We start from the raw sequence: 12,282 nt of genomic DNA on the forward strand, positions 1-12,282 counted from the left end.
GCTTGAGCTCGGAGGTGGTCGAAGCCAGCTCAGAACGCAGATCGCCGGCGATCTTCTCGAGGTCCATGCCGGCCAGAAGGTCGTGGATCGCCTCGGCGCCGATCATGGCGGTGAACGAATCCTCGCCATACTCGTCGACGGCCATCATGTACTCTTCCTCGCTGAGCAGCTGGTGCTCCTTCAGCGCGGTGAGGCCGGGTTCGGTAACGATGTAGTTCTCGAAGTAGAGGACCCGCTCGATGTCCTTCAGCGTCATGTCGAGCAGCGTGCCGATGCGCGACGGCAGCGACTTCAGGAACCAGATGTGGGCGACCGGTGCCGCCAGCTCGATATGGCCCATGCGCTCGCGGCGGACGCGCGACAGCGTGACTTCGACGCCGCACTTCTCGCAGATGACGCCCTTGTATTTCATGCGCTTGTACTTGCCGCACAGGCACTCATAGTCCTTGATCGGGCCAAAAATGCGCGCGCAAAACAGGCCGTCACGCTCCGGCTTGAAGGTGCGGTAGTTGATGGTCTCCGGCTTCTTGATCTCGCCGAACGACCAGGACAGAATCTTCTCAGGGCTGGCAAGCGAGATCCGGATGGAATCGAACACCTGCGCAGGCGCCTGGGGATTGAAGAGATTCATGACCTCTTGGTTCATGCCGTTCTCCTTTTCGGGGTCCTCGAAAACCCCTTGCATCTAGCGCGGGCCAAACGCCCGCCGACTTGATCGGCCATCGGCCGAGAATTTGGTGCGTCCGGTCGCGGGAAGACCGCGGCCGGACGTCTTGCTTACTCGGCCGCGTCGGGCAGCCGGATCGGGTTGTCGTCGAGCTTGGTGTTCTCCAGCTCGACATTGAGGCCGAGAGACCGCATTTCCTTGACGAGAACGTTGAAGCTCTCGGGAATGCCGGCCTCGAAGGTGTCGTCGCCTCTGACGATCGCCTCGTAGACCTTGGTGCGTCCGGCGACGTCATCCGACTTCACCGTCAGCATCTCCTGCAGCGTGTAGGCGGCGCCGTACGCTTCGAGCGCCCAGACCTCCATCTCGCCGAAGCGCTGGCCACCGAACTGCGCCTTGCCGCCCAGCGGCTGCTGGGTAACGAGCGAGTACGGACCGATCGAACGCGCGTGGATCTTGTCGTCCACAAGGTGGTGAAGCTTGAGCATATATATGTAACCCATCGTCACTTTGCGATCGAACGGCTCGCCGGTGCGCCCGTCATAGAGCTGCGACTGACCGCTGGTGTGCAGGCCCGCCTGCTCCAGCATGATGTTGATGTCGGCCTCGTGCGCGCCGTCGAACACCGGTGTCGCGATGGAGACGCCGCGGCGCATCTGCTCGCTGAGGCGAACGATGCTCTCGTCGTCATATTCGCGGACCGGCTCGTTGCGGTCGTTGGCCGGCATGAAGCTCTCGAGCGTCTTGCGCAGCGGCTTGATGTCGCCCGCTGTCTTGTACGCATCGATCAGATCGCCGATCTTCCTGCCCATTCCGGCGCAGGCCCAGCCCAGGTGCGTTTCCAGAATCTGGCCGACATTCATGCGCGACGGCACACCCAGCGGGTTGAGCACGATGTCGGCATGCGTGCCGTCCTCGAGGAAAGGCATGTCCTCGACCGGAACGATCCGCGACACGACACCCTTGTTGCCGTGTCGGCCGGCCATCTTGTCGCCGGGCTGCATCTTGCGCTTCACGGCCACGAAGACCTTGACCATCTTCATGACGCCCGGAGGCATCTCGTCGCCGCGCTGCACCTTCTCGACCTTGTCCATGAAGCGCTGCTCGAGCGCCTTCTTGGAATCGTCGTACTGGCCACGCAGGGCTTCCAGTTCGCTCTGGAGCTTTTCGTTCTCCACGGCAAACTGCCACCACTGCGAACGCGGATACTCGTCGAGCGTGTCCTTCGACAGCTTCGAGCCCTTCTTGAAGCCCTTCGGCCCGGCAATCGCTTCCTTGCCGACGAGAACGTCGGAAAGACGCGAATAGACGTTGCGGTCGAGGATCGCCTGCTCGTCGTCGCGGTCCTTGGCGAGGCGTTCGATCTCCTCGCGCTCGATCGCCATGGCGCGTTCGTCCTTCTCGACGCCGTGGCGGTTGAAGACACGCACTTCAACGACGGTGCCGAAGGTTCCCGGAGGCATGCGCATCGAGGTGTCGCGCACGTCCGAGGCCTTTTCACCGAAGATGGCGCGCAGCAGCTTTTCTTCCGGCGTCATCGGGCTTTCGCCCTTCGGCGTGATCTTGCCGACCAGGATGTCGCCCGGCTGCACTTCCGCACCGATGTAGACGATGCCGGCCTCATCGAGGTTCTTCAGCGCTTCTTCCGAGACGTTGGGAATGTCGCGCGTGATCTCCTCCGGCCCCAGCTTGGTGTCGCGGGCCATGACTTCGAACTCCTCGATGTGGATCGAGGTGAAGACGTCGTCGGCGACGATGCGCTCGGACAGGAGGATGGAATCCTCGTAGTTGTAGCCGTTCCACGGCATGAACGCGACCAGCACGTTACGGCCGAGGGCCAGATCGCCGAGCTCGGTCGACGGGCCGTCGGCGATGATGTCGCCCTTGTTGACCCGGTCGCCCATGCGCACCAGCGGACGCTGGTTGATGCAGGTGTTCTGGTTCGAACGCTGGAACTTCATCAGCCGGTAGATGTCGACGCCGGACTTGCCGGGATCGAGATCTTCCGTGGCGCGGATGACGATGCGCGTCGCGTCCACCTGGTCGACGATGCCGCCGCGGCGGGCGCCGATGGCGGCGCCCGAGTCACGGGCGACGATAGGCTCCATGCCGGTGCCGACGAACGGCGCTTCGGCGCGCACCAGCGGCACGGCCTGACGCTGCATGTTCGAGCCCATCAGCGCACGGTTGGCGTCGTCGTTCTCGAGGAACGGGATCAGGGCCGCGGCCACCGACACCATCTGCTTCGGCGACACGTCCATCAGATCGACGTTTTCGCGCGGCGCCATCATCACTTCGCCGGCGTTGCGGCAAATGACGAATTCGTCGACGAAATGACCATTCTTGTCGAGCTCGGCATTGGCCTGCGCGACGTGGTGCTTGGCCTCTTCCATAGCCGACAGGTAAACGACCTCATTGGTCAGCTTGCCGTTGACGATCTTGCGGTACGGGCTCTCGATGAAGCCGTATTTGTTGACGCGCGCGAAGGTCGCAAGTGAGTTGATCAGGCCGATGTTCGGGCCTTCCGGCGTCTCGATCGGGCAGATGCGGCCGTAATGCGTCGGGTGCACGTCGCGCACTTCGAAACCGGCACGCTCGCGGGTCAGACCGCCCGGTCCAAGCGCCGAAAGACGGCGCTTGTGGGTGATCTCCGAAAGCGGGTTGGTCTGATCCATAAACTGCGACAGCTGCGAGGAACCGAAGAACTCGCGCACGGCGGCAGCCGCCGGCTTGGCGTTGATCAGGTCCTGCGGCATCACCGTGTCGATCTCGATCGAGGACATGCGTTCCTTGATCGCGCGCTCCATGCGCAGCAGGCCGACGCGGTACTGGTTCTCCATCAGCTCGCCGACCGAGCGCACACGGCGGTTGCCGAGATTGTCGATGTCGTCGATCTCGCCCTTGCCGTCGCGCAGTTCGACCAGCGTCTTGACCACGGCCAGGATGTCGTCCTTGCGCAGCACGCGCACGGTATCCTCGGCCTTGAGCTCGAGGCGCATGTTCATCTTGACGCGGCCGACGGCCGACAGATCGTAGCGCTCGCTGTCGAAGAACAGCGAGTTGAACATGGCTTCAGCGGTTTCCAGCGTCGGCGGCTCGCCGGGGCGCATGACGCGGTAGATGTCGAACAGCGCGTCCTGGCGGCTCTCGTTCTTGTCGACGTTGAGCGTGTTGCGGATGTAGGCGCCGACGTTGACGTGGTCGATGTCGAGGACCTTGATCTCATCCTCACCGGTGCCAAGCAGCACCTTCAGCGTCTTTTCGTCGATCTCGTCGCCGGCTTCGAGGAAGATCTCGCCGGTCGCGTAGTTGACAATATCCTCGGCAAGGTAGTTGCCGAGCAGATCCTCGTCGGTCGCCTTGATCGCCTTGAGACCCTTTTCGCCGAGCGCCCTGGCCTGGCGGGCGGTGATCTTCTTGCCGGCCTCGACGACGACTTCGCCGGTGTCGGCGTCGACCAGGTCACCAACGGCCTTGAGGCCGCGGAAACGCTCGACGTTGAACGGGATGCGCCAATGGTCGCCGGCGCGCTTGTAGGTGATCTTGTTGTAGAAGGTCGACAGGATCTCTTCGCCGTCCATGCCGAGCGCCATCAGCAGCGACGTCACCGGAATCTTGCGGCGGCGATCGATGCGGGCATGCACGACGTCCTTGCTGTCGAACTCGATGTCGAGCCACGAACCGCGATAGGGAATGACGCGCGCGGCAAACAGGAGCTTGCCGGACGAGTGCGACTTGCCCTTGTCATGGTCGAAGAAGACGCCTGGCGAACGGTGCATCTGCGAGACGATGACGCGCTCGGTGCCGTTGACGATGAAGGTGCCGTTCAAGGTCATGAGCGGCATGTCGCCCATGTAGACGTCCTGCTCCTTGATGTCCTTGATCGACTTGGCGCCGGTATCCTCGTCGATATCGAACACGATGAGGCGCAGCGTCACCTTGAGCGGCGCCGCATAGGTCAGGTCGCGCTGACGGCATTCGTCAACGTCGAATTTCGGTCCCTCGAACTCATACTTCACGAATTCCAGCATCGAGGAGCCGGAAAAATCGGAAATCGGGAAGACCGACTTGAAAACTGCCTGCAGTCCCTCGTCAGGACGCCCACCCTTGGGCTCCTCCACCATCAGGAACTGGTCATAGGATGCCTTCTGAACCTCGATAAGGTTCGGCATCTCCGCAACTTCCGGGATCTTTCCGAAAAACTTGCGTACGCGTCTGCGGCCATTGAAAGTCTGGGTCTGGGCCATCGTCGCTCCTTAGCTCAATTCTCGGGACGAGCCTCGCCGCGGCTCGCCTTGCATCTCGGGCCACCTTGGCGGCCCTGTCTTGTTGCCCGCCGCCTGTCGGCGGCTTCTTGTCTTTTCACCCGGCGCCAATTGGCGGCGGGCCAGAAACGGGAGAAAACCCGTTTCCTGAAGGCCGGTTTGCGGCCCTCAGGAAAGAGGTTTTCGCACTCTTCGCGTTACGCAGCCTCCCTTCGACGCGAAAGGAGTGGCGGACGGCGCGACGCCGTCGGCCGGTACTCAACGCTTACTTCAGTTCGACCTTGGCGCCGGCTGCTTCCAGCTGGGCCTTGAACTTGTCCGCGTCGGCCTTGGAAACGGCTTCCTTGACCGGCTTCGGAGCCGCCTCGACCAGGTCCTTGGCTTCCTTGAGGCCAAGACCGGTGATGGCGCGAACTTCCTTGATGACGTTGATCTTCTGAGCGCCTGCCTCGGTGAGGACGACGTCGAATTCCGTCTTTTCCTCGACCGGAGCAGCAGCGGCCGCAGCGCCGCCGGCAGCGGCAACCGCCACCGGAGCAGCGGCGGAAACGCCCCACTTTTCTTCAAGAAGCTTCGACAGCTCGGCCGCTTCGAGGACGGTCAGCTTCGAAAGGTCGTCTACGATCTTTGCCAGATCAGCCATTGCAATGTTCCTTCATAAGGTTCGAACGTGTGTTTGTGATAGCGAGGAACGGCCTCATGCCGCCTCGTCCTTCCGGGCGTAAGCGCCGATGACGCGCGCGACCGAAGCCGCAGGCGCATTGACGATCTGGGCGATCCGGGTTGCCGGCGTGGCGATCATGCCAACCAGCCTGGCGCGCAGCTCATCGAGCGACGGAAGTGTGGCGAGTGCCTTTACACCGTCGGCATTGAGCGAGGTGGTGCCCATTGCGCCGCCGAGAATGACGAGCTTGTCATTTCCCTTGGCGAAATCGGACGCGACCTTCGGCGCCGCAATCGGATCCTCCGAATAGGCGATCAGCGTCTGTCCCTTGAACAGCTCGATGATCGATGCGGAGTCCGTGCCCTGAAGAGCGATTTTGGCGAGACGGTTCTTCGCGACTTTGACGGTGCCACCGGCGGCGCGCATTTTCGACCGAAGGTCGTTCATTTGCGCGACGGTGATACCGGCGTAGTGGGCCACGACGACTGAACCAGCGCTTGAAAACGCATCATTCAGGCCCGTGACGAGTTCGCGTTTTTCCGCTCTGTCCACTGCCTATCTCCAGTTGACCCCTGCCCTCTACGAAGGACAGGCGTCGGGTTGCCTTTTGCCGGCCGGGCCATCCAGTAACGGATCTCCCGAACGACGCTCGAGGATCCTGCCCCCTTTCGCCACACCTGCCGGGAAGCCGGACGGTGCGCAGACAAAAGGCAAACACGGTTCGAACCTTTCATTGGAGCTTATGGCTCCTTTGTCCGGTCTTCACCCGTCTCATGCAGGCCCACATGAATTAAGGCCCACATCACCTAAGGTTTGGGGGCCGCCTGCAATCTCGGACAGGATGTCCGGAAGCCTTTCGACTTCCGGTACCGGGCCGCCGACAGGTCGGAGGCCCGGAATTCTTTCACGGATCAGCGTTTTAGCGGCCGATCCAATTGTTTCGTATCAGGACGCAGCGAGCGTCGAGACGTCGAGCTTGAGGCCCGGGCCCATCGTCGAGGTGACCGACACCTTCTTGACGTAGTTGCCCTTGGCACCAGCCGGCTTTGCCCTGGTCACCGCGTCAGCGAAGGCGCGGACGTTTTCTTCCAGCGCCTTGACGTCGAACGAGACCTTGCCGACGCCGGCGTGAACGATGCCGGCCTTCTCGACGCGGAACTCGACGGCGCCGCCCTTCGATGCCTTGACGGCGGCGGTAACGTCGGTGGTGACGGTGCCGACCTTCGGGTTCGGCATCATGCCGCGCGGACCGAGCACCTTGCCGAGACGGCCGACCAGCGGCATCATGTCCGGCGTGGCGATGCAGCGGTCGAAGTCGATCGTGCCCTTCTGGACGATGTCGACCAGGTCCTCGGCTCCGACGATGTCGGCGCCGGCGGCCTTGGCCTCCTCGGCCTTGTCGCCACGCGCGAAGACGGCGACGCGAACGCTGCGGCCGGTGCCGTTCGGCAGGTTGACCACGCCGCGGACCATCTGGTCGGCATGGCGCGGGTCGACGCCGAGGTTCATCGCGACTTCGATCGTCTCGTCGAACTTCACCGAGGAGCGATCCTTGAGCAGCTTCAGCGCCTCACCCAAAGCGTAAGCCTTGTTGGGATCGATGCCTTCGCGGGTCTTCGATACACGCTTTGCAATCTTTGCCATGATCTCAGCCCACCACTTCCAGACCCATCGAGCGGGCGGAGCCCTCGACCATGCGCATGGCCGCCTCGACGTCGTTTGCGTTCAGATCCTTCATCTTCTGCTCGGCGATGGCGCGCACCTTGTCGCGGCCGATCGTGCCGGCCTTGACCTTGCCCGGCTCCTTCGAGCCCGACTTCAGGTTGGCAGCCTTCTTCAAGAAGTAGCTCACCGGCGGCGTCTTCATGACGAAGGTGAACGACTTGTCCTGGTAGTAGGTGATGACGACCGGAACCGGCGAGCCCTTTTCCATTTCCTGGGTCTGCGCGTTGAACGCCTTGCAGAACTCCATGATGTTGATGCCACGCTGACCAAGCGCAGGACCGATCGGGGGCGACGGCGTGGCCGATCCCGCGGAAACCTGGAGCTTGAGCTGGCCTGCAATTTTCTTAGCCATCTCTCTTCCTGCCTTTTCTCATGCCGGTCTTGCCGGCGGTTGCAGTCTGGTGGTGCGGTCCGCGCGGCCGGCTAAAGCCGCATTCGCCTCCCACCCGTTTTTGGCCGCGCGATCTCCGCGCCGCCTTCCCTGCCGCCGAAACCGGTGCAGGGATTTCGGATCAGCCCTTCTCGACCTGTCCGAATTCCAGATCGACCGGCACAGCGCGCCCGAAGATCGAAACTTCCACCTTGAGCCGCGCCCGCTCCTCGTCCACTTCCTGGACGAAACCGTTGAAGGACGCGAATGGTCCATCCGAAACGCGGATCGCTTCGCCGATCTCGAACGTCACCGACGGCTTCGGCCGCTCGACGCCCTCCTGAACCTGGTTCAGGATACGCTGGGCCTCGGCTTCGGTGATCGGCACCGGCTTGGAGTCGCCCAGGAAACCGGTGACCTTCGGCGTGTTCTTGACGAGCGAGAACACGGCGTCGGTCAGATTGGCTTTCAGCAGCACATAGCCCGGAAAGAACTTGCGCTCGGCATCGACCTTGCGGCCGCGGCGGATCTCGACGACCTTCTCGGTCGGCACCACGATCTGCTCGATGTCGGCGGACAGGCCCTTCTGCTTGGCCTTGTTCTCAATGTCCTCGGCGACCTTCTTTTCAAAGTTCGAGTAGGCGTGGACGATGTACCACCGCGCGGTCATTTCAAGACTTCTCCGTAATCGCCGGACTTACTGTCCGAGGCCGAGGATTTTTTCGACCGCAAAGCCCATGGCCACGTCTGCGGTAAAGAAAAAGATCATCGCGATGACCGCGAACACAAGGACCATCACCGTCGAGATCATTGTTTCGCGCCGCGACGGCCAAGTGACCTTGGCGGTCTCCGCGCGAACCTGCTGGAGAAAGGTGAAGGGATTTGTGGTTTTCGAAGCCATATGCCGCTCTGTCTGCAAGACCCGTTGGCCGGGCCTCCTGGATGATCCCGCTGGCCGGGACGTGCCGCTTGAGCGTGCGTTCGCGCCGAATCAGCGCAATCATTTCGCCCATGCAAATCAGACGCGTAAAGCCGGCTTCCCAGCTCCACGCGTCGCGTGTCTGTCTCGTCTACATAAAACCGATTCTTGATCCACGCAAGTGGCAAGTGTCCGCTTTATGGCCAAACGCCGCCTCGGAACCATCCAGTCGTCCCGTCCCGGCTATGCGGCCCTTATGCCGCAACTTATGCCATATGGCAAGTCACAAGCCGATTTTCAAAGGCCGCACTGCAAAAGAATCGTTTTAGGTATCCATTCAAAGAATGGCACGGGCAGCAGGGCTCGAACCTACGACCTGCGGTTTTGGAGACCGCCGCTCTACCAACTGAGCTATGCCCGTATGCGCATGTCGGCGCAGCAGGCGCTTCCTAAAAGCTTCCGCGCGCTCTGTAAAGAGCGACGTGCGCTACCCGGCCTTCATCTTCGAAAGTCCAGGCGTCCTCCCGGCCATTTCCCGTCGATCCGTTGATTGCTGACGATTAAGCCGACCCAGGGACGCACGATTTTCGGGTCGGTCAGATTGATATATTTTCCAACCAGCCCTTTCGCACCCTGGCGCCGCGCATCGATGAGCCCCTTGCGCACGCCATCATGCCAATCGAACAGCAGGTAAACCCTCTCTCCCGCCGTCTTCACCTCGCCCCGGCCGGACTTCCATTTATGCTTGCTATCGCCCGGGATCGTGGGATCGGCACCGCCGTTCCATCGGCTGGACCAGCTGCCTTCGATGGTGTCGTTGCGGTCGCGGTCGCGGTCGGTGCCCCATGCCTCGGCATTTTCATCGCTTGGAGTTCCCTCCAGTTTCAAGCCGGCGGCGAACGCCGACACCTCCTCGTCGTCGGGAGTGGGGACGTCCATGACGCCAAACGGATTTCGGATTCCGCGGTTGCTGTCAGAGACGCTGTCTGAATTTTTCTTGCCTTCCGATCTCATCGCAAAGCCTCCGGTTTTCAAATATGCCCCCGCCATTCGACGGCGACTTTAAGCCGTTAGCCTGGAGGACGGAGACCTTCATAGCCACCCGTTTTCCTGGCCGGCGGAGTTTTCGACCGATTCGTGCCCGGTCAGTCTCCCGAAGAGGGCTTGTAGGGGCCGCCCGGCACCCCCCAACCCCAGGCCGGCATTGGTTCGGTCTCGGGATCGCAGGTCGCGCCCTTGTTGGAGTTCATCTTGGCCAGCCGCGATCCCCATTCGACATAGGCCATGAAGGCCGAGCGGAATTCGGGATCGTCAGGCAGGCCGACCTCGTCGGCGGCGTCGGCGAGAAGGTTGATCCAGCGCCGGCGCTGCTCCTCGGTCAGATGCTTGCCGAGATGGTGCATCACCATCTCGCGATGGCCGCCGTGCTTTTCGCTGTAGGTTTTCGGTCCACCAAAAACTTCGCCGATGAAAGCCGCGACGTGAGCGGGATGGTCCGGCGACATGTGCTTGAACACCGGCCCGACGATGGGGTCCCGAGAGACGTTGTCGTAGAAGGTTTGGGTCAGGCGGTTCAGCGCTTCGGTGCCGCCTGCCCATTCAAACAATGTCGGGACATCCTGGCTCATTCGCGATCCCTCCGATGCTGGTCTTCAACCGCGCTGGACGATAGCGGAAACATCGAGCGCCGCTCAACCTGCCTCGATGGCCAGTGCAAGGTTGCGCTAAAGCTTCGCCGGCGTCTCTGCCTCGGCGCTGGCGGACGGCAGAACGCGGCAGTTGTCGGGCTTCGGCGACGACTTGCAGATGGTGGCGCCCGTCAGCGCGTCCACCGATTGCGGCCCCGTCGTCAGTCCAACCTTCAGCATTAGGTCTGGTTCGAGCTGGCGCTCGACCGAGCGCTGCTCGAGCGCGGCGAACAGACCGGGACCAATCGCCATGTCCTCGAGATAGGTCTTAATTATCTGCTGCTGTCCCATCAGGTACATGCCGAGCCGCGCTTGCGGACCGACAAACCGTCTGACGCCGCCGGCAAGCATGAGCGCGCAGGCCGAATCGCATGCCGCTCCCGAATCGACGGTCAGGCCGGCATAGGCGCCCTCCTTAGCCAAGCAACTCCACTCTCCCGGGTCGCAGCCAACGAAATCGGTGCGGGCGACGGCGATGTCGAGCTTCTTTTCGTGGATAAGTCGCCCCACCGCCAGAGCACTGAACAGGTCGCCTCCTTGTGAGCTGACCACCACCGGCAGCCGTCGGTTGCCAAGCATGGCGAGCAACTGGCGCAGCTTCTGCGGGGTCTGAGGCGCAATCGTGCCTTCGGCCGAAATCCATTCCGGGCAGTTTGGATTGCAAAGCGGGTTGCTGCCGCGGACCAGGACGAAGCGCATGTCTGCGTCCTCCTTCGGCCGCGGGGTTTCGAGCCCTGCGGGTGCAGGCTCGGCTTTCGCCACCACCTCGCCGGCCGGCTTCGTGATATTCGCCGGCGCCGGCACCTCCCTGCAACTCGCCGGCAACGGATCGGACGTGCATAGGGTTGGCGCGGTCAGCAGGTCGACGGCATCCCGGCTGGTGACGAGATTCATTTGCAGCATGTCGTAGGGAGCCAATTGCTGGATACCGCTGGCCGGTGTGCTTTTCATGGTCTCGAGCACACCCAGGCCGACGCCCATCTCCTTCAGATAGGCCGCCAGCTTCCGCTCCAGCGGCTTGTTCATCTCATAGGTCTTGTAGCTGCCGGCGTTCTTCCGGCTGACGACCTTGGTGCTGAGAATCTTCTTCTTGCCCTTCACCATGCGGTAGGTGGTGCGGTACAGCAATTTCGTCCGGATATAGGTCGTGGTGATCTGATGGACGCCGAGAAAGGCCCATTCGCCTACCACGCGCCGGATGCCGCCGGAAAACATCAACGGACAGGCGGAATTGCAGATGGCGCCATCGGCATAAGCATTGCCAAAATAACGGGCGCTCTTGCCGTCGTTTTCCTTGCAGTTCTTCACATCTGGCAGACAGCCGACGAAGCGGGTTTTGCCGACGGCGATATCGAGCTTGTTCTTGCGGATCAGGCGACCAAGTGTCAGCGCCGCTTCGACATTGCCGCCGGGGGAATCGACGACGATCGGCAGCTTTCGGCCGCCAAGCGCTTTCAGCGCGCGTTTGAACAGGGCCGGCGTGCCGGCTTCTATCGAGCCTTCCGCCGATATCCATTCCGGACAGGTCGGCTCGCAGCCCGGCGCGCTGCTGCGCACGACGACGAACCGCATCGTCGGGCCGAAATCCGGCGCGGATTTTTCCGGCGTGGATTTCTTTGCATCCGCTGCGAAGGCAGCGTGGCCCATGGCAAGCAACGACACCAGGCAGATCAGCCCTAGCGACCACCATGCCTGACTATGCAAACGGCGCCATGGAACCATTCGGGCAGCCCCCCTCGATGCAACCTATACTAGTTATGGCAGAGGCGCTTGCAACAGGATTTGAAGCAATGCGGTTAATCCATTGCCAGAATATCAGAATCAAAAGGGCGGCCCGAAGACCGCCCCTTTTGCATCCGATCTCAACCGGCAGCGCCGGCGATTACTCTGTGATGGTGACGACGATGCCGGCACCGACGGTGCGGCCGCCTTCACGGATGGCGAAGCGCAGCTTCTCTTCCATGGCGATCGGCACGATCAGCTC

The 12,282-nt window shown here is 62.0% G+C and carries 11 protein-coding genes, 1 tRNA gene and 1 pseudogene; all 13 read right to left on the minus strand.

Annotated features, from left to right (window positions below; all coding sequences use genetic code 11):
- A pseudogene (locus tag NKH28_RS33100) lies at window positions 1–646 on the minus strand (DNA-directed RNA polymerase subunit beta'); the annotation flags it as partial.
- Between the two features lie 131 nt (window positions 647–777).
- Entirely contained in the window at window positions 778–4,914 is a 4,137-nt protein-coding gene (gene rpoB / locus NKH28_RS33105) for a DNA-directed RNA polymerase subunit beta (RefSeq protein WP_352874931.1), read from the minus strand.
- A gap of 283 nt (window positions 4,915–5,197) precedes the next feature.
- Window positions 5,198–5,575, minus strand: coding sequence for a 50S ribosomal protein L7/L12 (gene rplL, locus NKH28_RS33110; RefSeq protein ID WP_023680442.1), 378 nt, complete (start codon window positions 5,573–5,575; stop codon window positions 5,198–5,200).
- A gap of 54 nt (window positions 5,576–5,629) precedes the next feature.
- Window positions 5,630–6,148 carry a 50S ribosomal protein L10 gene (gene rplJ, locus NKH28_RS33115; RefSeq protein ID WP_008875657.1) on the minus strand — a complete coding sequence of 173 codons (519 nt, stop codon included), beginning with the start codon at window positions 6,146–6,148 and terminating at the stop codon, window positions 5,630–5,632.
- Window positions 6,149–6,541: 393 nt separating this feature from the next.
- Window positions 6,542–7,240 carry a 50S ribosomal protein L1 gene (rplA, locus tag NKH28_RS33120; RefSeq protein ID WP_023680441.1) on the minus strand — a complete coding sequence of 233 codons (699 nt, stop codon included), beginning with the start codon at window positions 7,238–7,240 and terminating at the stop codon, window positions 6,542–6,544.
- Window positions 7,241–7,244: 4 nt separating this feature from the next.
- Window positions 7,245–7,673: a 50S ribosomal protein L11 gene (rplK, locus tag NKH28_RS33125; protein WP_023680440.1), complete on the minus strand. Its 429-nt coding sequence runs from the start codon at window positions 7,671–7,673 to the stop codon at window positions 7,245–7,247.
- Window positions 7,674–7,833: 160 nt separating this feature from the next.
- The gene (nusG, locus tag NKH28_RS33130) at window positions 7,834–8,361 is read right to left on the minus strand and encodes a transcription termination/antitermination protein NusG (RefSeq protein ID WP_006333333.1); all 528 of its coding nucleotides are present in this window, start codon (window positions 8,359–8,361) and stop codon (window positions 7,834–7,836) included.
- A gap of 27 nt (window positions 8,362–8,388) precedes the next feature.
- Entirely contained in the window at window positions 8,389–8,592 is a 204-nt protein-coding gene (gene secE / locus NKH28_RS33135) for a preprotein translocase subunit SecE (RefSeq protein WP_023680439.1), read from the minus strand.
- A gap of 363 nt (window positions 8,593–8,955) precedes the next feature.
- Window positions 8,956–9,031: transfer RNA gene (locus NKH28_RS33140), tRNA-Trp, on the minus strand.
- A gap of 77 nt (window positions 9,032–9,108) precedes the next feature.
- Entirely contained in the window at window positions 9,109–9,624 is a 516-nt protein-coding gene (locus NKH28_RS33145) for a hypothetical protein (RefSeq protein ID WP_352981344.1), read from the minus strand.
- A gap of 131 nt (window positions 9,625–9,755) precedes the next feature.
- Complete coding sequence (locus NKH28_RS33150; protein ID WP_352981345.1) at window positions 9,756–10,238, minus strand: group II truncated hemoglobin; 483 nt, start codon at window positions 10,236–10,238, stop codon at window positions 9,756–9,758.
- 96 nt (window positions 10,239–10,334) lie between these two features.
- Window positions 10,335–12,020, minus strand: a complete 1,686-nt coding sequence (locus NKH28_RS33155) for a COG3904 family protein (RefSeq protein WP_352981346.1) — start codon at window positions 12,018–12,020, stop codon at window positions 10,335–10,337.
- A gap of 160 nt (window positions 12,021–12,180) precedes the next feature.
- Window positions 12,181–12,282 (minus strand): EF-Tu C-terminal domain-related protein (locus tag NKH28_RS33160; RefSeq protein ID WP_502896533.1); only part of this gene is annotated, 102 nt, incomplete at its 5' end.

Source organism: Mesorhizobium sp. M1227, assembly GCF_040318315.1.
Lineage (GTDB): Bacteria > Pseudomonadota > Alphaproteobacteria > Rhizobiales > Rhizobiaceae > Mesorhizobium.